Below are 22061 nucleotides of genomic sequence, written 5' to 3' on the forward strand. Positions count from 1 at the left end.
ATCCTACAAGGATCTGATTAGCCGTTGATGATCTGCGCTTCGATGGCCTTCGGAGCCTCGACCGGTTCTGCAGCAATCGTAATCTTGCGGGGCTTCATGGCCTCGGGAATATTGCGCAGAAGGTCGATGTGCAGCAGGCCGTTCTTCAGCGAAGCAGCGGTCACCTCGACATGGTCGGCAAGCTGGAAGCGGCGCTCGAAGGCACGCTTGGCAATACCGCGGTAGAGGAATTCGCCGCTTTCGGCAGGTTCCTCGTGCTTTTCACCCTTCACGGACAGGACATGGGCATGGGCTTCGATCGAAAGTTCGGTCTCGTCGAAACCGGCAACGGCCATGGTGATGCGATAGGTGTTTTCACCGGTGCGCTCGATATTATAGGGCGGATAGGTCTGCGCCTGCTCCGGCTGGGCAAGACTGTCGAGCATGGTGAAGAGCCGGTCGAAACCGACGGTCGAACGATAAAGGGGAGAGAAGTCTACGTGACGCATGATGTCCTCCTGTGGAAGCGACGTGTTGCGATGAAATGCCCCTGAAACCCCATCTTTGGCGGCCTCGGGGCGGTTGCGCAGGCCCTTTCCGGCACCCGCAGAAAGGAGATGGTGATGGGATTTGACGAGTTCAAGACCTTTCCGGAATCGCCTTGATCGGCCCGTGAACCCCGCATGAACGACCGGTTCGGAGCGCGTTCAGGCGCATTCGCCTAGAAATTTCGGCGTCGGGTGAATCTGGTCCCGATGGCTGAAGTGCATCGTCCCTTCTTCTTCAGTCTCAACTTCGGCCGGCCGCGAGCACCCTCATGCTCCTGCCGGCCCTTTTCCCCCACCGCTTTCCAAGCCGGGTGCCATGCGCTATCCCTGAAGGTGGAAGCAGTCAGCAGTGGCGCATTGGCAAAGTCATGGATCAGGTTCTCTATTCGACGCCCGACAATCCCGCTCCGGAAAACCGCACGGAGGGGTTCTTCGAAACCCATGACGGCCACCAACTGCGTTACGCCGTCTTCCGCTCTAGCGGACAGGTTGCCAAGGGCACCGTCGTCATCCTGCACGGCCGAAACGAATATATCGAGAAATATTTTGAGACGATCCGCGACCTGACGGCTAGGGGCCTCTGGGTCGCGACCTTCGACATGCGCGGCCAGGGCGGCTCGCAGCGGCTCCTCAAACGCCGCAACCACGGCCACATCCGCCGCTTCGTCGATTACGAGCGCGATCTCGACACCTTCCTCGAAAAGGTGGTGCTGCCGGATACCCGCCTGCCCTTCTACTTGCTCGCGCATTCCACAGGCGGCCTGATCGCGCTCTCGGCCGCCCCCTATCTCACCACTCGTATCGATCGCATGGTGCTGTCGGCGCCCTTCATCGGCCTTACCGGCCAGGCGGCTTCGCCCCGCGTCATTCGCACCCTTGCCGGCACGCTGAACGCCGTCGGCCTCGGCTTCCTGCCGCTGACCTCGAAACTGAAGGAGCCGGATTTCCGCGACAATCCGCTGACCTCGGACGAGCACCGCTTCGAGCGCAATGTGGCGATGATGAAGGCCCATCCGGAGCTGACACTGGGGCCACCGACAGCCCGCTGGCTGACCGAGGCCTTTCGCACGATGGACCGGGTCACCTCGCCCTACCATCTCTTCTCGATCACCATCCCGACCATCGTCATCGCCCCAACGCGTGACGGTGTCGTGCCCTATACGGCGCAGGAGCGCCTTTCGCGTTATTTCCGCGCCGGCCAGCTGGTGCCGATCAACGGCGCCCGGCACGAGATATTCCAGGAACGGGATATCTATCGCGCCGCCGCCCTTGCGGCCTTCCACGCCTTCATTCCCGGCAGCGATGCCGAAGAAAACCAGGACATTGCTGCCCTCGGTACGTGAGCCGGATCGGCTTTGCCGACCGGGGGATCAGCGCTGCTGACTGGGGGATCAGCGCTGCAGGATGGCGACCGCCGCTTCGTAGACCGCCTGGCTGCCGGCGGCGATGATCGAGCCGCCGTTTTCCGGCCGTCCACCGTCCCAGGTGGTGATGATGCCGCCCGCCCCCTCGATGACGGGAATGATGCCGCCGACATCATAAGGCTTCAGGCTGTTTTCGACAACGAGATCAATATGGCCGGCGGCGAGCAGCGCATAGGCATAGCAGTCGCAGCCGTAGCGGAAGAGCCGTACCTGGCTCTCAATCTCGCGGTATTTCTCCATCTCCTCGCCGGCAAAGAGATGCGGCGAGGTGGTGAACAGGATGGCGTTCGACAGCGCGTCGCACTGGCGCGTCGCCAGCCGCCGTTCGCCCTCCGGCCCGGTATAGATCGAGCCGTTCTGGTCGGCGAAATAACGCTCGCCGGTAAAGGGCTGCTCAATCATGCCCATGATCGCCCTGCCATCCTTCTGCAGGCCGATCAGCGTTCCCCACACCGGCACACCGGATATAAAGGCGCGCGTGCCGTCGATCGGATCGATCACCCAGACATATTCACGGTCGAGCCCGACATCGCCATGTTCCTCGCCGAGAATGCCGTGGCCGGGGAAATTCTCCTCGATCAGCGCCCGGATGGCGAGTTCGGCCGCCCGGTCGCCCTCCGTTACCGGATCGAAACCGGAGGAAAGCTTGTTCGTGACATCGAGGCCGGAGCGGAAGCGCGGCAGCGTCTCGGCCCGGGCGGCTTCCGCCAGGCGGTTGAAGAACGAACGGTCAGGAAACATGATGGATCCGTTTGGCTGGCGGGAATGGCGCTTTTCATAGCGAAAAGCAACGGGAATGCAATCGCATCAGGCAATTTGGGTTTAACTGCCCAAAGATGTCGCAGCGCAATAAATTGCTTGACATTTGTGCAATGCAATAGTAGCGTCTTCATACAGTCTTCTGACTGTAAATACCCTCCTTGGGTGTTTCCTCCCTAGACTTAGCCGCGCTCACAAGCGCGGTTTTTTTTGGCCGGGAGGCCAGATATCAGCGAAATCGAAAATGGATTCATTCGGCGGCCAGCGCCCGATCGCCGGCGAATTTCTCGACGTAGTCCGCCATCTGCTCCATGAAGTCCGTGACGGCATTGGCCACCGCGGCGAAATCCTCGTGCTTCTCCAGCGTCAGCTCGTCGACATAGATCGCCCGATTCACCTCAATCTGCAGCGCGTGCAGGCCGCGCGAAGGCCTGCCGTAATGTTCGGTGATGAAGCCGCCGGCATAAGGCTTGTTGCGGATAGCCGCAAAACCCATTTCCTCGAGGATGGCGATGGCCGCGCGCGAAAGCTCGGCCGAAGCGCTGGTGCCGTAGCGATCACCAATGATGAAATCAGGTCGCGAAGTGCTGCCGGCGACCCGCACATTGCCGGGCATCGAATGGCAGTCGATCAGCACGCCGAAGCCGAACTGCACATGCGTTCGCGCAATCAACCGGCGCAGCGCCGCATGATAGGGCTTGTAGACGGCTTCGACGCGGTCGAGCCCCTCCTGCACCGGCAGGCGCCGCGCATAGATCTCCATGTTCTCGGCGACGATGCGCGGAATGGTGCCGAGCCCGCCGGCGACCCTGAGCGAATTGACGTTGGCATAGGGCGGCAGCAGCCCGTCGAACATCCGCGGATCGAGCTCGTAGGGCTCGCGATTGACGTCGAGATAGGCGCGCGGGAAGTTGGCCGCCAGGAGTGGCGCGCCGAGTGCGACGGCCGAGCCGAAGAGCTCGTCGACATAGTGATCCTCGGAACGGCGGATGGCGATTCCCTCCAGCCTGGACTGGGCAATAAATTCCGGTGGATAAATACGGCCGCTATGGGGGGAGTTGTAGACGAAGGGAATGGTCTGCGACACGGGCTCATGGACCTCAAAAAGCTCGTATTCGCGTATTTCCGGCACTTTCGGCCCTCTTTACCATGTCATGAACTGACTGCTTTGCCCATGTTGCCAGTTGCCCGGCCGCAAGTCCATACTATGTAGAAGGGATGGCGGTCAGGCACAGGCAATTCACCGGTTGTTTACCGGGTAAAGACTAGTGTAAACGGCTGGTAGCCCACCAAAAACTTATGGATCGCGGTCTGGATTGATGACTCAGAAGATACTTCTCGCCGAAGACGATAACGACATGCGCCGCTTCCTGGTGAAAGCGCTCGAAAAGGCCGGCTACAAGGTCCTTTCCTACGACAATGGCGCCAGCGCCTATGACCGGCTGCGCGAGGAGCCGTTTTCCCTGCTGCTGACCGATATCGTCATGCCCGAGATGGATGGCATCGAGCTGGCGCGCCGCGCCACCGAACTCGACCCCGACCTGAAGGTAATGTTCATCACCGGTTTTGCCGCCGTGGCGCTGAACCCTGATTCGAAGGCGCCGAAGGATGCCAAGGTCCTTTCCAAGCCTTTCCACCTGCGCGACCTCGTCGATGAGGTCAACAAAATGCTTGCCGCATAAGGCGTGACGAGCAGCGCGTCACAAAACTGAAAAAGCCTATTGACGGCTCCGAAGGTTTTGTGATCTATGCGCCGCCATCGGATGGGCGTGTAGCTCAGCGGGAGAGCACTACGTTGACATCGTAGGGGTCACAGGTTCAATCCCTGTCACGCCCACCATCCGATCTCCTGCCCCGCAGGGGGATTAGAAAAGTAGCTGATTGCTGTTTTTCCGTTCTTCATAGCCTCGCCCAATTAACGCCCACGAAACCGCGGCTTTGCAGCGGATAGGTGCTCAGGATGGTGATGCCCATAGACGCTGCGGATGATCTTCTAGGAGGCTCCGGAGAAGCCGGTAACTTCCCAGATCGGAACCCTGCCCTCTATCATCCACGTGATGCAAGTATGCTTGAGGATTGCCTCATACCTGGTGTCCGAATAGAGGCTGATCAGGATAAGTCTGGCGACGTGGCAGGAGGGGCGAAAGAGCCTGCCCCAATCGCCGATTTTCGCGTTTCGATATCGAAGGTTCGTTGCCGTGATGCCGAGCACGCCGGTAAACAAACCGGGGCCCTCCGAGCGTGTAAGCCAACGCTCACGCGCCGCTGATTTTTGCGGAAGAAAGACTGGTACCGATAACCAGCTTCTTTTCCTTGAGAGCGAAACTGAGGGCGGCACCAAGTGTTTCCAGCTCCCGCCCCGCCGTTCCTGTCTTGACGACTCGTCTATCGATCTTCCCGGCAAGCCGCACCGCGAGCCGGCGGCCAGGAACGCCGCGGACGTGCCATTCCCTGATCCCGAACCAATGCGGAAGCCGGCTGATCCGGTATACGACGAGGCGCTGCTTAAGTAGATAGAGACCATCGCCACACGATACGGCTTGGGCCTGGCAAGAAACAACTCAGGCTGAAAGCCTACCTCCCCTGCCCCCTTTGCGCAGCAAAAAACGCTCCAACTATCGCAACGAAGGCCAGAGCATGAGTGACACGATTACGGATTTCAACCGTTCGCTCAAAGCGACGGCTGGGGCGCGCTTCAAAGCGGCAAAGCGCCTCGAGCATATATCGATAAGCGCATGACCGCTCACGTCGTTCTCTTCCGCATACCTGATATTGCTGTCTGTCGGACCATCGCTCATGGGAGCCTCGGCGGCTTCGCAGCCGATCACAAACCTGTTTTCGACGGCTCTGTCGGTGCTACTCTTGGCGTCATCGGTGCTATCTTACGCAAGCGGTCACGCGGTTCACTGGAGATTCAGGAGATCCGCCGCGAACTTCGTTTTGCCGGTGACAATGTTACACAGGAGTTATTTTCAACTCTTTCACATCGCTACGACGCGGTGCTGCAGAAGTATTCCATCAATCACGACGACGTCGATTTTTACCGCTATCAGCTCCAATACCCAAAAGAGTACATAATGAATCGCTTCGACCGATTTGAAAAATCGGCAAAAGTGTTCATGGCCTATAGCTATCCGGCGATGATTTTGCTGCTGCTTACAGGCGCCGTTTTCCTTTTCACATTATTCTTGATCGTTTGGGGTGGCGACGCCGGTCGTTTCCTGGAATGGGCAGCCTTGCGCTTTTCCTAGGTCAGCGCAGATCTTCCGAACCACCCGCAAAAGGCAGTCGCGACTATCGCGCCCCCCGCCCCCTTTGCGCCAGCAGATGCCGCCGGAACTATCCGGCGGGAACGGGCGAAGCTTGCCTCGTTGCCGTCGTCGATGGGGATCTATTGACTATCAACAGCCTTCACCCAGAGAATCACTTCCGACAAATCTTGTGATGGACTTTTGCCGAAACGCGCCGTCGCGATTCTAAGTCGCGCCCACTAAATGCGGCCGCCGACAAGTGCAAACTGTGGATTATATGGAAAGCAGCAGGTCAACGGCCGGTTTTCGCAAGTCTTTTCATGGCCTTAGTGTTTCAGGGAGAAGGCCATGTTTTTAAACAGCTTTTAATTGTGGATGGGGAAAAACCCATTTGGTGCAGATGCTTATCGCATGCACCCGTTCCACAGGAGTTATTTTCAACCCCTTGACGGAATCAGCGGTTTCAAACTTTACTTTCGTCACTGATCGCCAATCGGGCGAGCAGGGCGCGAAAAAGGCCGGGGGTGCAACCCCGGCCTCGTGTCGAATAAACCGAATGCCTCGATCGGCAAAGCGGCTCACCCCTTAACAATCCCAAGGATACTTGGGGAGGATGACCTGTCAAGCTGATCGAGGTTTCTTAACCAGTAGGAAACCCGAAAATGAAGCATACACACCACAGTCTCACCCTCGACGACGCCGTACAGGTATGGCTGCACAGCTGGAACGGCGAGTATCAGCATGAGATCGCCTTCCGCTTCGGCGTCAATCAGGGACGCGTCAACGAAGTGCTGAAGGGTAAGCGCCATCCTGGTAGCGAGCGGATCGCTCGGGAAAAGCGCGATCTTCACTAGGCCGGGTGATTTACCAAATCCCCTTGCTTAAACACCGCCCCGCCGAAACAAAAAAGTCTCGGCGGGATCGGCCCATGACCCTGTCGAGAAAGAGCCGTCACAGTGCTGTTGAAAATTCTCAGCTCACCGTTTGCACAGACAGCGATAATAACAATCGTGACCATTGTGTTGACGCAGTTCGCGCTGGCGAAAGGACGTTTGAGGTGGGCTAACAGGCATCAACATTCGTTCCTGCTTCCGAATGCAGGTCCGAATGGGACGCAGCTTTTGATTAATACACTGGAGATCTGGGTGATCAACACCGGCCGCGCCGCAGTCGAGGAGATCGAAATTGTATTCAATTGGGAGCCGCAGCATTTTGAAATTTGGAACCCGCGTGAATATTCGGAGGCTCATCTTCCCAATGGAAGGTTTTCGCTGAAGGTGCCGACGCTTGCGGGCAAGGAGTTTTTCTCCGTGGCCCTTTTGTCAACTGGGCCCTTGCCAGAGATAATCAATGTTCGAAGCAAGAACAGTATCGCCAAACCATTTATGATGCTGCCGACGCGGCAGTTTCCCATGTGGTTCAATGTGATCGGTCTAGCGCTGCTGATCCTTGGCATGGCGACTGTAATCTACGGTCTGTTGGCCCTGGTGTCTTTGTTGGGGGCAGGGAGCCCGCTTCCACCGCCGCCGAAACCCTGAAAAGGAAGAACATTTCGGTCTTCTGTCATCTGGAAAGGCATGACGCAACGGACGCGGACACGTAAAGCAATATCCATAATCCTCGGCCTCACCCTGGTTGGGGCTGGCTTCTTCGGTTTCGGTTATATGCTGTTTCATGTCGTCGAACCCATTAGCATCAAGCTTTGGCTGATACCGATCACCATTTTCGCGGCCGGGGCAGCAATCCTCTGGGACGATTTCAAAAATCCCGAGTGAGACGATTGCTCTCCCCGTTCGACGCCTGAGCGGCCGCCGGCAAGCTGGTGAAAAAGGCGAATAGAGCAATTCCAGCAAAAGTGCGTGCCAGATCTTCTTCGCTTCTCGCCGAGGCGACATTCGTCGATCACGGCCAGTGAGAACCCGTGGCACGAAATCCACATGTCCTGGCAAACCATGGCGGTTGTCGGCTCTTTGCCGATTCGTGCAATTGCAGTGACGGCGCGTTCGCACATGAGGACATGCTCACGCGATCATCAATTGTATACCGCCACCGAAGTTCAGCCCCTCGTTGCTCACGCATCCTGAGGCGCGGTTTTGTGACGGATAGATGACGAGTTTATGACAAAATGCGTGTGATTTCAGCAACATAGCTGTGCCAGCCTGCTGTCACGATCGACAATGTCGTTGCAGTGCAACATCCCCTATGTAACTTCCGCGGCGAGGCAGGCACCGAGCCAAAAAGGTGCCGCTTCGGTCACACGGGGTGAAGACATGTAGGGACTGCCGATGGCAACGGTCTTCATCCTTCTGCATCTGAACTGGAGGTTATTCCATGAACATCAAGAGCCTTCTTCTCGGCTCCGCTGCTGCGCTTGCAGCAGTATCCGGCGCTCAGGCTGCTGACGCTATCGTTGCTGCCGAGCCGGAACCGGTTGAATATGTTCGCGTCTGCGACGCTTACGGCACCGGCTACTTCTATATCCCGGGCACCGAAACCTGCCTCAAGATCAACGGTTACATCCGTTTCCAGGTTGACGTTGCTCCGCACGCCAGCTCGATCGGCGCTGCCGGCGGTGGTTCTGTCCCCAACGACTCGGACTGGGATGCCCGCACGCGTGGCCAGGTCCAGTTCACGGCCAAGAGCGACACCGAATATGGTCCGCTGACCGGCGTTATCGTCATGCAGTTCAATGCTGACAACGCTACGGCCCAGAAGGCCCAGCTGGACTCCGCATACCTCGACATCGCCGGTTTCCGCGCCGGTCTGTTCTACAGCTGGTGGGACGATGGCCTCTCCGGCGAAACGGACGATATCGGTTCGCCGGTAACGCTGCATAACTCGATCCGTTATCAGTACGAAACCAGCGACTTCTATGCTGGCATCAGCGTCGACGAACTGGAAGACAGCCCGTTCTATGATGGCGAAACCGCTAACAACTTCGGCGTTGCAGTTGGTCTCGGCGGCAAGGCTGGTGCCTTCAGCTACCAGATCACTGCCGGTTACGACACCGACAACGAAGAAGGTGCCGTCCGCGCAATGGGTACGGTTGCTGTTGGTCCGGGCACGCTCGGCCTCGCAGTTGTCTACGCGACCAACCCGAACGCCTACTACAACAAGGCTGAATGGGCGGTCGCTGCTGAATACGCCATCAAGGCGACTGACAAGCTGAAGATTACCCCTGGTGTTCAGTACTACGGCGACTACGGCGTCACTGCCGGCGAGTTCAACGACGGCGATGCCTGGAAGGCCGGCGTGACGATCGACTACCAGATCGTCGAGAACCTCTCCACGAAGATTTCGATTCAGTACCTCGATCCGGAAGATGCTGACGACGTCACCTCGGGCTTCTTCCGCCTGCAGCGCGCGTTCTGATAAAGGGCTGCCGGCTGGAATAGGATGATTTTAGGCCGGGTCGGCCTAAAATCTGAATCCTGTTCTAATTATCCGGCAGCTACAAATTCCTGATCTGACTGACCTCCGATCGGGAACGAATGGGCCTGGACTTCCCTGCCTGGGCCCATTCCCCTTGACCAGAAGTGCGTCCACGACGGCACGCTCGATCAGTTCCTTGCCACTGTCGTGTCACATCGGTTCGTTGCCGATGTCCTGCAGCCTATGCCATTGCCGGATCTTGCAACCGGCAAGCTCAACCAACTTTTCACTCATCTGCCGCCGATCGCCGAGCCAGCCTGGTGGCCGGTGAAATTTTTGTGCTTCAGGAATAGCGGAGCCAAATTCGGACACAGAACCATGCCATGGCGGACCGAGGGTGAGGTTGTGATTCGCCTCGCCACGACATGGGGTTTGAGATCGAAATGAAGTTATCCGTGCTTGCCGCTGCCGCAATTTTTTCCATTGCCCTCGCCTTGCCGGCCTCTGCCGCGCCGGCCGCACCTGCCGAGACCTTTCCCGGTGCTCCCGGCGTCATTACGCTTTCCGGCAAATGCGCCAAGCTGGTCGTCGCCAAATTCGACGCCACCAAGGGCTGCAAGAACGAGCTTGCCAGCGTCACGCTGGCCAATGGCTTGGTGACCTTCATCTTCACTTCAGACGGCAAGGCGCTCGGCTTCCAGGGCGACGGCAGCGGCATCAAGCCCGCCTCCAACGGCAATGCCCGCCTGCCGCTCAGCCTCGTCACCACCGGTGTCGGCAACAAGATGACCGGAGAGGTCAAGGTCGCCGGCTTCTGCACCTTCGGCAATCCCTATGCCGGCCAGCCGATCGCGATCGAATGCACCGCCGAAAGCAAGGATTCTTCCTTCACTGGCAGCTTCCGCACCGGCGGCAAGCTGGTGAAGAAGGGTAAGTAGCCGCTCTCAGGCGCACCAGGCGCTGCCGACAGCCCCTGGCTTGCGTGCCAGTCCCTCATTGATCAGCTGCGCGCCGAAAGAGCGCCCGTCGCGCGAGACGACGCGCGGCGCGCCAGAGGGCTCGCTCTTGCCCGCGGCATTCATGGTGAAGGGCCCGGCGTTCAGAAGCGCCAGCAGCCGCGACTTGGCGGCGAAGGCCACCCGGCGCTCGCCGTCACAGCGCGCCTGATCGACTACGGGGCTTGCCATGTCGGCAATCACGATCTTCTCGCCCTTGTACCAGAAGACACCACCGTCGCCGACGCAATTGATATGCGCGCCCTGCCCGCAATAGCCGAAGGCGACCGCCCCGGTTTCCGAAACGGCAGGCAAGGCCGGGGACGGCACTGTCTTTATCGGTTGGATCATCGGCGTCGGGATCGCGGCTGGCGGCAGCGGCTGCGACTGAGGCACCGACGCTGCGGTTTTGGGCATGGGGGCGGCAAGCGCCACCTGCTTCGGCGGCACGTCCTTCCTGACGACGGGCCTCGGCTCCGCCGTTTCCGGCGTGATCGACGGCGATTGCCTTGCAAGCATCGGCTGGATGCTCTTCCAATGGTCGTGGGCGACGATGCCGCCGAACGCGGCAATGCCGATCACCGCCCAGGGCAGCAATCCGCCACCGCTGCTGCGCGCTTTGCTCTTTCCTCTGGCTGGCGCCTTGCGGCGGCCGCGTGTCGCTGTCTTGGCCATCTGTCCGATTCCCGTGAGGCCAGGATTATCGCTGCCCAATCCTTTCCGAAAGGTTGGCGCGGCGACAGGATGATGCATGGTTGGCCGATCTTCCCCTCCAATAACATGGAAGCGCCGAGGTGCATCGGTGGGGCCAGTGCGCCTGCTTAAACGCATGAGGGGAAAAGCTGAACAAATTCCACGCCCAGATTTTGGCCAGCGAAAAATTCCTCTGGGGAAAATCCATGGAACGTCTTCGGCGAGCTGATCGGCTTCGAGCGTGAGGCACGCGACTGCCCGGCATCATGCCGGGCGCTAACGTCGCTAACGCCAGCGTGACTGGTTGGTTATTCGGAGCGTGCGGCCGAAGGATCGTTTTTCCCAACCGATGCCGTGCCGGCAATGCACGAGAGCGGCTTCTGGCGTTTGCCGATATTGACGCGCTCGTCCGCCGCCTCGCGGACAGCCTGCCATTCATTTTCGTGCCGGATGAAGATCTCGCGGGGCACAAAGTTGATCGTCATATGTTTCTCATCCTGTTTTAGATCTAGCGTCAGCGCGCCAAAGAGGCATCCGGAATAGCCGTTATTTCTTGGTCTCTGCATTGGCTTTCACGCCGGGGGCCTTAATGTCGGGACCACCCTTGGAAAGATCGGCACCGCTAACATGGGCCGGCACGTGAATGTCGTGATAGACGCCGGGCGTCAGCGTCAGATCGACCTGATGCGGCGGCAGCACCTGCGCCTTCTGCATGCGGTTTGGCTTCGCCCGCTTCATGCGGTCGGACGCCTCCGTGCGTTTATCTGGAATATGGGTCGAAGTGTGCATCATCGGCCTCCTTTTTTAAGCTCAACAGTGCCTAACGGGCAGGCATCAGGATGGTTCCAAAAAAATTACCCAATCCCGGTGTGGCGACCAGCCTTGACTGGCCGGGGAAGCTCATTACCTAGAGCCTATCCCGCAGCCTTCCAGACATCGGCTGACGGGGGAACTTTGGTGCCGGGCCCCTCTGGCGAGAGTTTTTACGGCGCTCTCGTGATGTCGGTACCGCCTGCAGCTTAGCCGGCGGATTTTTCATCAATGAACAGACTCACCATGCCTGACCCGCATGCCCCTTGTGGCATCTCGCGTTTTTCCAATATTTCAGCCCGCTTCGATGCAATTTGCGGCCGCGAGGTGCGGCCGTGAACCAGTCCGTGACCCATAAATCTTCGCTCAGCTATTTCCGCTGGGCTTTCATCGTCACCGCCATCGGCCTCGTTCTCGGCGCGGTGCTCGGCTGGCAGACGACCGGCACGATCGGCGGCATGGCGACCGTCTTCTTCATCTGCACAGTGCTTGCAGTGCTGGAGATATCGCTTTCCTTCGACAATGCCATCGTCAACGCCAACAAGCTGAAGGAGATGACGCCGGTCTGGCAGAAGCGCTTCCTCACCTGGGGCATCATCATCGCCGTCTTCGGCATGCGCATCGTCTTCCCGCTGGCAATCGTCGCGATCGCGGCCCAGATCGGTCCCTGGGATGCTCTGGTGCTTGCCGCACGGGAGCCGGCCGAATATGCCCGCATCATGAACGACGCGCATCTGCCGATCGCAGCCTTCGGGGGCACCTTCCTGATGATGGTCGGCCTCAACTACTTCTTCAATCACGAGAAGCAGGTGCACTGGATCGGCGGACTTGAAAAGATGATGGCGCGTTCGGCCACCATCAAGGGCATCGAGATCGCCTTCGTGCTGGCGCTGATGCTGGTTTTTTCCTGGCTGATCGGTGGCGAGGAAGCCACCGTCTTCGTCCATTGCGCCATCTACGGCCTGCTCACCTTCCTCGCAGTCGAGGTAGTCGGCGGTCTGCTCGACGCCTCGCAGCAGACGATGAGCGCTGCCGCCAAGGGCGGCCTCGGCGCCTTCATCTATCTGGAGGTGCTGGACGCCAGCTTCTCCTTCGACGGCGTCATCGGCGCCTTTGCGCTGACGCAGAACCTCTTCGTCATCGCAATCGGCCTCGGCATCGGCGCCATGTATGTACGCTCGATGACGATCATGCTGGTGGAGAAGGGAACGCTTGCCGAATATCGCTATCTCGAACATGGCGCCTTCTACGCCATCCTGATCCTCTCGGTGATCATGTATGCGCAGACCCTGGTCCACATCCCCGAGGTTATCACCGGGCTCGGCGGCGCGGCCTTGATCGGCCTGTCCCTTTGGTCGTCCATCCGCCACAACAGGCGCGAAAAGGTGGAGGATCACGACGCCCAGCGGAAAGAGCTTCAAGCCTGACGTCGGGTGTCACAGGGCGTCGCGCTGTTGCACCCCCCTTGGGATAAAAACAAAGCCCGCGACCATCCGGTTGCGGGCTAATTCATTCATGCATGACTTGAAGGTCTTAGCGGGTGACGTGCTCGAAGGAGGCCGGGTCGATGCCGAGCCTCGTGAGATCGTTAGCGCGCGGGCGGCGACCTGCTTCGACAGCAGCGCTGACGGCGTTTGCAGCCCCAAGGACGGCAAATGCGCGGCCAAAGAAACCAGTGCGGATTGAATTGCGGAGTGCGGACATTGTCCTTTTCCTCTTGCTCAATGATTGACTACGCGCAGATGGCATCGCGCATACACATCAACAATGCTCAGAAAATCACCGCAGCCATGCAAAAAACAGGAGGCCGGCGCATGTCTCCGTGGCCGGCCTCAAGGCGGGGGTGGGTGGTCTTTTTCTTGCTCTAGCACTTTGAAATCTGCGCCACGCGCTTTCCGAAAATTGATTCCGATTTTCGGGCCGATGCGCTAGTCTTCGTTTGCCGCCAGTTGCGAGAGCACCTGTCCCCTGCCGCGCAGCCGCAGGATCAACGGGATGAGGAAGGCGGCGGCTGCAACGATGAGCAGGCCCGCCGCGATCGGCGACATCACCAGCGTCGTGACGTCGCCCTGACTGATCGCCAGCGCCCGGCGCAGCTGCTGTTCGGCAAGCGGGCCGAGGATCAGGCCGACGACGGCTGGCGCGATCGGATAGCCGAACAGCCGCATCACATAACCGAGCACACCGAAGGCGAGCAGCATGCCGAGCTCGAACACCGACGGATTGGCGCCGATCGTCCCGAGCGTCGCAAACAGCAGGATGCCTGCATAGAGCCATGGCTTCGGAATGGTCAGCAGCTTTACCCAGAGCCCGATCATCGGCAGGTTCAACACCAAGAGCATCGCATTGGCGATGAGCAGGCTGGCGATCAGCCCCCAGACGAGCTGCGGATTGGTGGCAAACAGCAGCGGTCCCGGCTGCAAGCCGTATTGCTGAAAGCCGGCAAGCATGATCGCCGCCGTTGCCGTCGTCGGCAGGCCGAGCGTCAGAAGCGGCACCAGCGTGCCGGCGGCCGAGGCGTTGTTCGCCGCCTCGGGACCGGCCACGCCTTCGATCGCGCCATGGCCGAACTCTTCCGGGTTCTTCGCCAGCCGCTTTTCGGTTGCATAGGAGAGGAAGGTGCCGATTTCAGCGCCGCCCGCCGGCATCGCGCCGATCGGAAACCCGATCAACGTGCCCCGCAGCCACGGCTTCCACGAGCGCGCCCAGTCCTCAGCGGTCATCCAGAGCGAACCCTTGACCGCCTCGATTTTCTCCGCGACCCGGTTGCCCTGCGCGGCGATATAAAGCGTTTCGCCGATCGCAAACATCGCCACAGCCAGCGTCGTCACCTCGACACCATCGAGCAGGTCGGGGATGCCGAAGGAAAGCCTGGCCTGCCCCGTCTGCTGGTCGATGCCGACCATGGCGAGCGCGAAACCGATGAACAGCGAGGTCAGGCCTCGCAAGGCGGAGTCGCCGAACGCCGAGGAGACGGTGACGAAGGCAAGCACCATCAGCGCGAAATATTCGCGCGGCCCGAAGACCAGCGCCAGCTTGACGATGTAAGGCGCGATGAAGGCGAGCCCGAGCGTGGCGATCAGCCCGGCGACGAAGGAGCCGATTGCCGCTGTCGCCAGCGCCGGTCCGCCGCGCCCGGCGCGCGCCATCTTGTTACCCTCGAGCGCGGTGACGATCGAGGCGCTTTCGCCCGGCGTATTGAGCAGGATCGAGGTCGTCGAGCCGCCATACATGCCGCCGTAATAGATTCCGGCGAACATGATCAGCGAGCCGCCGGGATCGAGCTTGTAGGTGACGGGCAGCAGCAGCGCCACGGTAAGTGCCGGGCCGATGCCGGGAAGCACGCCGACGGCGGTGCCGAGCGTCACGCCGACCAGCGCATAAACCAGGTTCATCGGCTGCATCGCAACCAGGATACCCTGCCATAGGAATTCGAATGTGTTCATCTTGGTGTCCCAAGCGGCGTTCCCGACCATCCGATTTCGGGGTCAGGCGCCGCGCAAAATCAAAACAGCTGACAGCGCGTCGGCGCGGTCAGAAGAACAGATGTTCGAGCGGGCCGGCCGGCAGCGTCAGTTGCAGCAGCTGCGAGAAGATCGCCCAGACGACGAAGCTGATGACGATGCCAAGCGGCAGCGAGATCCAGAGCTTACGCTTGCCGAAGCCGCGTGCCGTCAGCGCGAAGAGAATGCCGGTCGCGATCGAGAAACCGGCGACGCGCAAAAGCAGCATCTGGCCGGCAAGACCGGCGACGATCCAGATGACGGGTGCGACTTCCTGCCGGTCACGTTCGGGAAAATCGCCGCGCCAGGCTTCGAAGGCGGTCCAGATCCCGAGACAGAAGAGGCCGAACGCCACCACTTGAGGCACTGTCGCAGGACCTATGCGGTCGTACTGCGCGATCGTTTTCAGATGCAAGGCATCCCAGGCCATCACGCCGGCGACGACGAAGAGGAAAACGGCAATGATGAACGCCGCCCAATCAGGGCGGCGTATTGTTGCCGAGGAGGTGTTATCCTCGCTCATTGAACAAGTCCGATGTCTTTGAGTATGCTTTCAGTGGCCGAGACATCCTTCTCGAGCTGCGCCTTGAAGGCATCGCCGGACAGATAGGTGTCGGCCCAGCCCTTGGTCTTCAGGGTTTCCTGCCAGGTGGCGGAGGTATGCAGCTTCTCGAAATCGGCGGTGATGGCTGCGACCTGCTCTGCCGTCAGGCCTGCGGCAGCGGCGACCATTCGCCAGTTCTGGATGGTGACGTCGGTGCCGGCTTCCTTCAGTGTTGGGGCATCGACGCCGTCGATGCGCTTATCGCTGGAGACTGCGAGAAGACGAAGCGTGCCTGACTTCACCTGCGATTCGAACTCGCTATAGCTCGAGACGCCGGCCGTGACCTGGCCGCCGAGAATGGCGGCGAGCGCTTCACCGCCGCCGGAGAAGGCGACATAGTTGATCTTGGTCGGATCGACGCCGGAAGCCTTGGCGATCAAGCCGACGGTGATATGGTCGGTGCCGCCGGCCGAACCGCCACCCCAGGAAACCGCACCCGGATCCTTCTTCAGCGCCGCAACGAGATCAGCCATGGTCTTGATCTCGGATGCAGCAGGAACGACGACGGCCTCATACTCGCCGGTCAGACGGGCGATCGGCGTGACGTCCTTGAGCGTAACCGGCGATTTGTTGGTGAGGATCGCGCCGACCATGACATAGCCGCCGACGATCAGCGAATTCGGGTTGCCGGCAGCCTGGCTGCTGAACTGCGCAAGGCCGATGGTGCCGCCGGCGCCGGGGACGTTCTGGACCTGCACGTTGCCGGAGATCTTCTCCTGCTGCAGCGCGGTCTGCAGCGAACGGGCCGTCTGGTCCCAGCCGCCGCCAGGAGCGGCCGGCGCGATGATGGTGTAGTCGGCCGCATAGGCCGGCAGCGCGATGGTCGCTGCAAAAAGGGTTGCGATGAACGTATGCTTCACGATGTGTCCTCCGTCGGCGGCTGAGCAGACCGCCTGTTATTCTCAAGGGAATCGGGAGGAATGGCCGGCCAGCGGACGCAAGGATCCTGAATGACGAGCGGAATACCTCCCAAGGCTTCAGCTCTCCGCCTCCACGGAGAAGAAGTAGCCAAAGCGACCACAACAACCTGTCATCTAGCTGACATCGGCGAGATATCCAGAAGCAGCGGACACTTTTTTGCCGTAATTGGCAGGTGCCGGTCCAAATCCCGCCTTCACTGCATCCGCAGAACCTCGTTCCAGTGCGCGATCAGCCGCGCCCGCTTCACCTGGTCGAGATAGACCATCAACCCGGGGCTGACAGGCACCGGCCGCAGTTGGGCACCGAGCAGTTCCTGCAGCGTATTGGCGGTATTTTCCCCTGCCACCTCGGGGCTCACGGCCGGGATCTGCAGCTCGCGCGCCATGATCGTCTGCCCTTCCCTCGACATGAAGAAGGTCAGGTAACGCCGCCCGAGCTCCGGCTCGGCGGCGGCCTGCGGCACCAGGCCGATCCGCGACATCACCACCGTATAATCTTTCGGCAGCACGATGCCGACATCGGGATAGCGCGAGGCCCAGTCGGCAGCATAGGAGCCGAGAATATTGTAGCCGAGCACGACGCGCCCGTCGGCAACACGTTCGAGGATCGCCGAACTCGTCGAATAAAGCTTGACGCCGGCAGCCCCCATCGCCCCGATCACCGACCAGATGTCGCCGAACTGCTCCTGGTCGCGCGCCATGAAAAGAAAGCCGACGCCGGAGCGCTCGATATCGTAGGTACCGATCCGCCCATGAACATCGTTGCCCTTGCGCTTCAGATAATCGACGAATTCAGCCCGAGAGCTCGGCACCGGCTCATGCGCGAAGCTCGGCTTGTGATAGACGAACACCGCCGGCTCGAAGGTGAGCGCATAGGCGGTGTTACGCCAGTTCGCCCATTTCGGCCATGGCGCACTCATCGGCAGGTTGCTGATCTGCGCATAGCCGTCGTTGGAAAGCTTCACCTGCAGGTCCATCGCCGAGGAAAAGGCGAAGTCCGCCGTCTTCTTGCCGGCATCCGTCTCCCGGACGATCCGGTCGTAGATGTCGCCCGTCAGCATGTCCTCGTATTTGACCGCGACGTCGGGATTGGCCGCCTGAAAACCCCGGATCATCGGCCGCGCCAACGGTTCGTCGAGCGAGGAATAAACCGTCAGCACCGGCGCATCGGCATTGCCCGATTTTGCCGGATAGAAGGCCTGATCCGCCAGGGCAAAACCCGGCCAGAACGCCAGCAGCAAGATGAAAACTCTCCTCATGCAGCAACAATGCCTGAGCGCGCCGGGAGGAGCAAGGCGCGGCCGAGGCGGCACGCGGTGCCTGACGGGATCACAGTTCCCGCTCGAAGAAGAGCAGGATCTGCTGGAGCTCCGGCGGAACCGGATAATAAGCATCCCGCTCCCGGAAGCCGAGGCGGCGATAGAGCCCCTGCGCTGCCGTCTGAAAAATGCCGGTATCAAGCCGCATCGAGTGATAGCCGTCAGCTCTCGCCTGGGCGATCGATGCCTCGCAGAGCGCGACGGCAACACCACGACCGCGAGCGGCGGCCGAGACGAAAAGCCTTTTCATCTCGGCAATGTCAGGCGCCTGCGCGTGATGCATGACGCAGCCGACAGGCTCTCCATCGATCCGCGCCAGGAAGATCGCGCCCTTCGGCCTTGCGTGAATCTGCGGCAGGTCGACGAGCAGCGCCTCGAATTTTTGCGGACTGTAATAGAGATCGATCACTGGCCGATGCTGGGGGTAATTGTCATAGAGCCATTGCCGGAATGATCGGCAGAGGCCCCGTACGGCGATCATCTCCGTCTCGCTGTCAGCGAGTTCGACCGTTAGTCCCACCATCTGTCAAACCTCCCGATCCCTCGCCGATTTTATCATGAACATTCTGCGCAGTGGAGATCGAAGGCCGGAACTAGGCGAGGATCCACTCCATCAACGCATTCTGCGCGTGCAGCAGAAAGGCCTTGGCGGCGCGACTTTGGCAAAGCGGATGCTCCATCGCCCCAGCCGTCACCTCCTGGCCGCGCGTAACCGGCGGGCACGGCAGGAAGATCGCATCCTCCCGCAAACGATCGAGCACGTCGGTCCCAATCCGGTAGCCGGCGAGCGCCTCCCCCGCGACGTCACTCGGCCATGAATCGGTGATGACGACCTCGGCATCCGGTAGCTCGCCCATGTCGGTGCTCGCGCGGAAGCGCCCATTGAGCAACGCGCTGTCTCGGACGTGCCAGCGTTCGGGATGGACTTGGACCACCTCGATCGGCAGCGCAATCGACGCTTCGACCCAGGAGCGGAAGATATTGGCGTCCGCCGCCACGCCGGCGACCTTCAACCCATCGATCGAGCCGCGCCGGCTCTTGATATAGGCAAGGTCGCCGAGCGTCTCGCAGGGGTGGTTGGAGCGTGTGCGCGCATTGATGACAGGCACCGGCGAGGCTGCGGCCACCGCCTTCAACGTCGCAAATTCCTTCGTGCGGATCACCACCATGTCGAACCAGTTGCCAAGATAACCCGAGAGATCGCCGGTGTCCTCCCTGGCATTGAAGCCGATCGGCACGTGCACGCAGATACCGCCCATCGCCTGGATGCCGAGATCGAAGGCGGTCGTATTGCGCCAGCCGCCATCATCGACAATCAGCGCGACGCGTTTGCCCGCAAGGCTCTGCGGCATCGTGCGCTCGTCCCAGGCTTTGGCAAGCTCACCGGCGCGACCCATGATCGACCGAAGCCCAGCCTCCGGAATATCACGAAACTCCAGAAAATTCCGGACCGGACCTGTCATTCCTACCCTCGTTGCGCTTGAAACCGTCGCCACAATAACCAGCCCCCACCTCACGGCAACAGTTGAGGCAAGCGCAAATCACCATTTCATCCGGTTTTTGATTCCCTCCCGATTCGTCTTTCAGGCTATGCCTCCAGCTCCGGTTCAAGCCTTAAATCGCTCGGCGATTGGTTTTATGACGCCGATTCAGAAACTGTCGACCAAAGCAGAACATTCCGTTTTTCTCCGATGTGAATTGTCCTTTCATCATAAAGGATTAGGGATCGGTTCCATCCTTCACCCTTTTAGAGTATTGATGAAGATCAACGGGGTTTATACGGTCCGCTGCCGCGTAAAGACGTCGAAACCGCCCGAATTTCTTTTTCGGGGGACGACTCTATGCGACAAAAACTCTATAAATAGCTAGGTTAATCTGGGAAGATCCATGGAGGGGTCATGGAACGACGACTGAGCGCTATTCTCGCTGCGGATGTCGTCGGCTACAGCCGACTGATGGGCATCGATGAATCCGGCACCCTGCAGGCGCTGAACCGCCATCGCTGCGAGCTGGTCGACATTCGCATTTCCGATTACAAGGGCCGGATCGTCAAACTCACCGGCGATGGCATCCTTGCCGAATTCCAGAGCGTGGTGAATGCGGTCGCCTGTGCCGCCGAAATCCAGCGCAGCATGGCGGCCCGCAACGAGAACGTGCCCAAGGACGAACGCGTTGAATTCCGCATCGGCATCAATCTCGGCGACGTCGTTGTCGAGAACGGCGACATATTCGGAGATGGGGTCAATCTCGCCGCCAGGCTCGAGCGCATCGCAACGCCGGGCGGCATCGCCGTGTCGGCCTCGGTGCGCGATCAGGTCGGCTCGCGCCTCAATCTCGGCTTCGAATTCATCGGCGAACATATGCTGAAGAACATCCGGCAGCCCGTTCAGGTCTATACCGTCAGCTTGGCACCGCCTTCCTCCGCCAGATTGGTCGCGCAGAACCGCAACACCTGCTTCATCGCGGTGCTTCCCTTCACCAATATGAGCGGTGATGCCGACCAGGATTATTTCTCCGACGGCATCACCGAAGACATCATCACCGATCTCTCCAAGATCTCCAGCCTGCACGTCGTGCCGCGCAATACCATCTTCACCTACAAGGGCATATCGGTGAAGGTGAAGCGGCTGGCTCAGGAGCTTGGCGTGCGCTACGTGCTCGAGGGAAGTGTGCGCATCGTCGGCAATCGGGTGCGCATTTCCGGTCAGTTGATCGACACCGCCAATGGCGACCATCTCTGGGCCGAGCGTTACGACCGCGACATGACCGACATCTTCGCCATCCAGGACGAGATCACCCATGCGATCGTCGGCCAGCTGAAGGTGCGCCTGCTGCCGGAAGAGAAGAAGGCGATCGCCAATGAGCCAACCACCAATGTCGAGGCCTATACCTACTATCTCAGGGGCCGCCAGCTCTCCCACACCTGGACCAAATCTTATCTGCAGCTCGCAAGGCGCATGTTCTGCAAGGCGGTCGAGCTCGATCCGGATTATGCGCGCGCCTATGCCGGCATCGCCGATTGCGACGCGGCGATCCGCGATTGGGCGCCTGATGACGTGCCGCTGAGGCGGATCCTCGACATGAGCGCCCGCGCCCTGGAGCTCGATCCTGACCTTCCCGAAGCCCACGCCTCCCATGGTCTCGCCCTGCACCAGAGCGGCTACGACGACAGGGCGGCGGCGGCCTTCGAGCGTGCCCTGGCGCTCGACCCGAATCTCTTCGAGGCGAATTTCCACTATGCCCGGTTCTTCTTCATGCGCGGCAACTTCGCCGAATCCGTGCAATATTTCACCCGCGCCGCCGCAATCCGCCCGGATGATTACGTCTCGCCGATCCATCTGATGTCCGCCTACCGCTCGCTCGGCCGGGTGCTGGATACGGAAAACTGGGCGCGCCTCGGCCTGCTCCGCGCCGAACGCGCCCTCAACCTCAATCCGGAAAATTCCGGCCCGGCCCATCGCGGCGCGCTGGCGCTTGCCCATCTCGGCGATGCGGCAAGGGCACGCGACTGGGCGGCTCGTGCGATCGCCATCGATCCCGACGACATCGTCGCGCAGTACAATCTCGCCTGCGTCTACTCCGTCCTCGGCGACGTCGACCAAGCGATTGATCTGCTGCAGAAGCTGCTGCCGAACAGCTCCGTCTACCATATCAAATGGTTCGATAATGATTCCGACCTCGACAACATCCGCGACGATCCCCGCTTCCAGAAACTCCTCGCCGCCGCGATGACGCAGCGCGAGCGGATCGAAAGGACCGGGAGCTGAGGTCGACCGTTTCCCGGCCGTTCACTGGCGCATCGGCCCGAAAATCGCAATCGATTTTCGGAAAGCACGTTGCGTAGATTCAAAGTGTTACAGCGCCCTTTGCGCGGCTGATAAGGC

The 22061-nt window shown here is 60.2% G+C and carries 23 protein-coding genes and 1 tRNA gene; 11 read left to right on the forward strand and 13 right to left on the reverse strand.

The window, feature by feature from the left end; genetic code table 11:
- Window positions 1–17 precede the first annotated feature (17 nt).
- The gene (locus N2600_RS18895; RefSeq protein ID WP_017967865.1) at window positions 18–488 is read right to left on the reverse strand and encodes an Hsp20 family protein; all 471 of its coding nucleotides are present in this window, start codon (window positions 486–488) and stop codon (window positions 18–20) included.
- A 407-nt stretch (window positions 489–895) separates the two neighbouring features.
- On the opposite strand from N2600_RS18895, the gene N2600_RS18900 reads away from it, so the two are divergent.
- Complete coding sequence (locus N2600_RS18900) at window positions 896–1870, forward strand: alpha/beta fold hydrolase (RefSeq protein ID WP_170277097.1); 975 nt, start codon at window positions 896–898, stop codon at window positions 1868–1870.
- Window positions 1871–1918: 48 nt separating this feature from the next.
- Here N2600_RS18900 and hisN read toward each other — a convergent pair whose 3' ends face one another.
- Both hisN and N2600_RS18910 read right to left on the reverse strand, forming a co-directional pair.
- Entirely contained in the window at window positions 1919–2692 is a 774-nt protein-coding gene (hisN, locus tag N2600_RS18905) for a histidinol-phosphatase (protein ID WP_003552738.1), read from the reverse strand.
- Window positions 2693–2960: 268 nt separating this feature from the next.
- Window positions 2961–3842, reverse strand: a complete 882-nt coding sequence (locus N2600_RS18910; RefSeq protein WP_260109426.1) for an N-formylglutamate amidohydrolase — start codon at window positions 3840–3842, stop codon at window positions 2961–2963.
- Window positions 3843–4029: 187 nt separating this feature from the next.
- Between N2600_RS18910 and cpdR1 the strand changes: the two genes are divergently transcribed.
- The 8 genes from cpdR1 (at window position 4030) to N2600_RS18950 (ending at window position 10271) form a co-directional block, all read left to right on the forward strand.
- On the forward strand, window positions 4030–4392 hold the full coding sequence (gene cpdR1, locus N2600_RS18915; RefSeq protein ID WP_003542883.1) for a response regulator CpdR1: 363 nt from the start codon (window positions 4030–4032) through the stop codon (window positions 4390–4392).
- Window positions 4393–4475: 83 nt separating this feature from the next.
- Window positions 4476–4550: transfer RNA gene (locus N2600_RS18920), tRNA-Val, on the forward strand.
- Window positions 4551–5445: 895 nt separating this feature from the next.
- Window positions 5446–5961, forward strand: coding sequence for a hypothetical protein (locus N2600_RS18925; RefSeq protein WP_260109427.1), 516 nt, complete (start codon window positions 5446–5448; stop codon window positions 5959–5961).
- A 662-nt stretch (window positions 5962–6623) separates the two neighbouring features.
- Window positions 6624–6815 (forward strand): hypothetical protein, encoded by a 192-nt coding sequence (locus N2600_RS18930; protein WP_170277093.1) that lies wholly within the window; start codon window positions 6624–6626, stop codon window positions 6813–6815.
- 102 nt (window positions 6816–6917) lie between these two features.
- Window positions 6918–7499, forward strand: coding sequence for a hypothetical protein (locus N2600_RS18935; RefSeq protein WP_260109428.1), 582 nt, complete (start codon window positions 6918–6920; stop codon window positions 7497–7499).
- Window positions 7500–7538: 39 nt separating this feature from the next.
- Entirely contained in the window at window positions 7539–7736 is a 198-nt protein-coding gene (locus tag N2600_RS18940; RefSeq protein ID WP_003552742.1) for a hypothetical protein, read from the forward strand.
- A gap of 556 nt (window positions 7737–8292) precedes the next feature.
- Window positions 8293–9333, forward strand: a complete 1041-nt coding sequence (locus tag N2600_RS18945; RefSeq protein ID WP_260297123.1) for a porin — start codon at window positions 8293–8295, stop codon at window positions 9331–9333.
- Between the two features lie 425 nt (window positions 9334–9758).
- Entirely contained in the window at window positions 9759–10271 is a 513-nt protein-coding gene (locus N2600_RS18950; RefSeq protein WP_170259822.1) for a hypothetical protein, read from the forward strand.
- Window positions 10272–10277: 6 nt separating this feature from the next.
- Here the strand turns inward: N2600_RS18950 and N2600_RS18955 are convergent, their stop codons facing one another.
- From N2600_RS18955 to N2600_RS18965, 3 genes are all read right to left on the reverse strand, one after another.
- Window positions 10278–11003 carry a hypothetical protein gene (locus N2600_RS18955; RefSeq protein ID WP_170259823.1) on the reverse strand — a complete coding sequence of 242 codons (726 nt, stop codon included), beginning with the start codon at window positions 11001–11003 and terminating at the stop codon, window positions 10278–10280.
- A gap of 326 nt (window positions 11004–11329) precedes the next feature.
- Window positions 11330–11506 carry a hypothetical protein gene (locus N2600_RS18960; protein ID WP_003552749.1) on the reverse strand — a complete coding sequence of 59 codons (177 nt, stop codon included), beginning with the start codon at window positions 11504–11506 and terminating at the stop codon, window positions 11330–11332.
- Window positions 11507–11567: 61 nt separating this feature from the next.
- Window positions 11568–11813, reverse strand: coding sequence for a hypothetical protein (locus N2600_RS18965; protein ID WP_162116967.1), 246 nt, complete (start codon window positions 11811–11813; stop codon window positions 11568–11570).
- 353 nt (window positions 11814–12166) lie between these two features.
- On the opposite strand from N2600_RS18965, the gene N2600_RS18970 reads away from it, so the two are divergent.
- A complete protein-coding gene (locus tag N2600_RS18970; RefSeq protein ID WP_003552752.1) occupies window positions 12167–13258 on the forward strand; it encodes a DUF475 domain-containing protein in 1092 nt (363 codons plus the stop codon).
- A 106-nt stretch (window positions 13259–13364) separates the two neighbouring features.
- Here N2600_RS18970 and N2600_RS18975 read toward each other — a convergent pair whose 3' ends face one another.
- From N2600_RS18975 to N2600_RS19005, 7 genes are all read right to left on the reverse strand, one after another.
- A complete protein-coding gene (locus tag N2600_RS18975; protein ID WP_170277084.1) occupies window positions 13365–13535 on the reverse strand; it encodes a hypothetical protein in 171 nt (56 codons plus the stop codon).
- A 224-nt stretch (window positions 13536–13759) separates the two neighbouring features.
- Window positions 13760–15277 carry a tripartite tricarboxylate transporter permease gene (locus N2600_RS18980; RefSeq protein ID WP_026154542.1) on the reverse strand — a complete coding sequence of 506 codons (1518 nt, stop codon included), beginning with the start codon at window positions 15275–15277 and terminating at the stop codon, window positions 13760–13762.
- An 88-nt stretch (window positions 15278–15365) separates the two neighbouring features.
- Window positions 15366–15857 (reverse strand): tripartite tricarboxylate transporter TctB family protein, encoded by a 492-nt coding sequence (locus N2600_RS18985; protein WP_017967878.1) that lies wholly within the window; start codon window positions 15855–15857, stop codon window positions 15366–15368.
- Window positions 15854–16798, reverse strand: a complete 945-nt coding sequence (locus N2600_RS18990; RefSeq protein WP_222384552.1) for a Bug family tripartite tricarboxylate transporter substrate binding protein — start codon at window positions 16796–16798, stop codon at window positions 15854–15856. Before N2600_RS18990 ends, N2600_RS18985 begins: the two co-directional genes overlap by 4 nt.
- Before the next feature lie 254 nt (window positions 16799–17052).
- A complete protein-coding gene (locus tag N2600_RS18995) occupies window positions 17053–18099 on the reverse strand; it encodes an ABC transporter substrate-binding protein (protein WP_260297124.1) in 1047 nt (348 codons plus the stop codon).
- 88 nt (window positions 18100–18187) lie between these two features.
- The gene (locus N2600_RS19000) at window positions 18188–18700 is read right to left on the reverse strand and encodes a GNAT family N-acetyltransferase (protein WP_162116961.1); all 513 of its coding nucleotides are present in this window, start codon (window positions 18698–18700) and stop codon (window positions 18188–18190) included.
- A 70-nt stretch (window positions 18701–18770) separates the two neighbouring features.
- A complete protein-coding gene (locus tag N2600_RS19005; protein WP_260297125.1) occupies window positions 18771–19640 on the reverse strand; it encodes an ornithine carbamoyltransferase in 870 nt (289 codons plus the stop codon).
- 435 nt (window positions 19641–20075) lie between these two features.
- Between N2600_RS19005 and N2600_RS19010 the strand changes: the two genes are divergently transcribed.
- A complete protein-coding gene (locus N2600_RS19010) occupies window positions 20076–21944 on the forward strand; it encodes an adenylate/guanylate cyclase domain-containing protein (RefSeq protein WP_260297126.1) in 1869 nt (622 codons plus the stop codon).
- Window positions 21945–22061: the final 117 nt, after the last annotated feature.

The organism is Rhizobium sp. WSM1274 (assembly GCF_025200775.1).
In the GTDB taxonomy this organism is placed as follows: Bacteria; Pseudomonadota; Alphaproteobacteria; order Rhizobiales; family Rhizobiaceae; genus Rhizobium; species Rhizobium leguminosarum_I.

What these genes read in the sequence shown, in the direction of transcription:
- N2600_RS18895 (WP_017967865.1), bottom strand. Translation starts at nt 488, where the DNA reads ATGCGTCACGTAGACTTCTCTCCCCTTTATCGTTCGACCGTCGGTTTC.
- N2600_RS18900 (WP_170277097.1), top strand. Translation starts at nt 896, where the DNA reads ATGGATCAGGTTCTCTATTCGACGCCCGACAATCCCGCTCCGGAAAAC.
- hisN (WP_003552738.1), bottom strand. Translation starts at nt 2,692, where the DNA reads ATGTTTCCTGACCGTTCGTTCTTCAACCGCCTGGCGGAAGCCGCCCGG.
- cpdR1 (WP_003542883.1), top strand. Translation starts at nt 4,030, where the DNA reads ATGACTCAGAAGATACTTCTCGCCGAAGACGATAACGACATGCGCCGC.
- N2600_RS18925 (WP_260109427.1), top strand. Translation starts at nt 5,446, where the DNA reads ATGACCGCTCACGTCGTTCTCTTCCGCATACCTGATATTGCTGTCTGT.
- N2600_RS18930 (WP_170277093.1), top strand. Translation starts at nt 6,624, where the DNA reads ATGAAGCATACACACCACAGTCTCACCCTCGACGACGCCGTACAGGTA.
- N2600_RS18940 (WP_003552742.1), top strand. Translation starts at nt 7,539, where the DNA reads ATGACGCAACGGACGCGGACACGTAAAGCAATATCCATAATCCTCGGC.
- N2600_RS18945 (WP_260297123.1), top strand. Translation starts at nt 8,293, where the DNA reads ATGAACATCAAGAGCCTTCTTCTCGGCTCCGCTGCTGCGCTTGCAGCA.
- N2600_RS18950 (WP_170259822.1), top strand. Translation starts at nt 9,759, where the DNA reads ATGGGGTTTGAGATCGAAATGAAGTTATCCGTGCTTGCCGCTGCCGCA.
- N2600_RS18955 (WP_170259823.1), bottom strand. Translation starts at nt 11,003, where the DNA reads ATGGCCAAGACAGCGACACGCGGCCGCCGCAAGGCGCCAGCCAGAGGA.
- N2600_RS18960 (WP_003552749.1), bottom strand. Translation starts at nt 11,506, where the DNA reads ATGACGATCAACTTTGTGCCCCGCGAGATCTTCATCCGGCACGAAAAT.
- N2600_RS18965 (WP_162116967.1), bottom strand. Translation starts at nt 11,813, where the DNA reads ATGATGCACACTTCGACCCATATTCCAGATAAACGCACGGAGGCGTCC.
- N2600_RS18975 (WP_170277084.1), bottom strand. Translation starts at nt 13,535, where the DNA reads ATGTCCGCACTCCGCAATTCAATCCGCACTGGTTTCTTTGGCCGCGCA.
- N2600_RS18980 (WP_026154542.1), bottom strand. Translation starts at nt 15,277, where the DNA reads ATGAACACATTCGAATTCCTATGGCAGGGTATCCTGGTTGCGATGCAG.
- N2600_RS18985 (WP_017967878.1), bottom strand. Translation starts at nt 15,857, where the DNA reads ATGAGCGAGGATAACACCTCCTCGGCAACAATACGCCGCCCTGATTGG.
- N2600_RS19000 (WP_162116961.1), bottom strand. Translation starts at nt 18,700, where the DNA reads ATGGTGGGACTAACGGTCGAACTCGCTGACAGCGAGACGGAGATGATC.
- N2600_RS19005 (WP_260297125.1), bottom strand. Translation starts at nt 19,640, where the DNA reads ATGACAGGTCCGGTCCGGAATTTTCTGGAGTTTCGTGATATTCCGGAG.
- N2600_RS19010 (WP_260297126.1), top strand. Translation starts at nt 20,076, where the DNA reads ATGGAACGACGACTGAGCGCTATTCTCGCTGCGGATGTCGTCGGCTAC.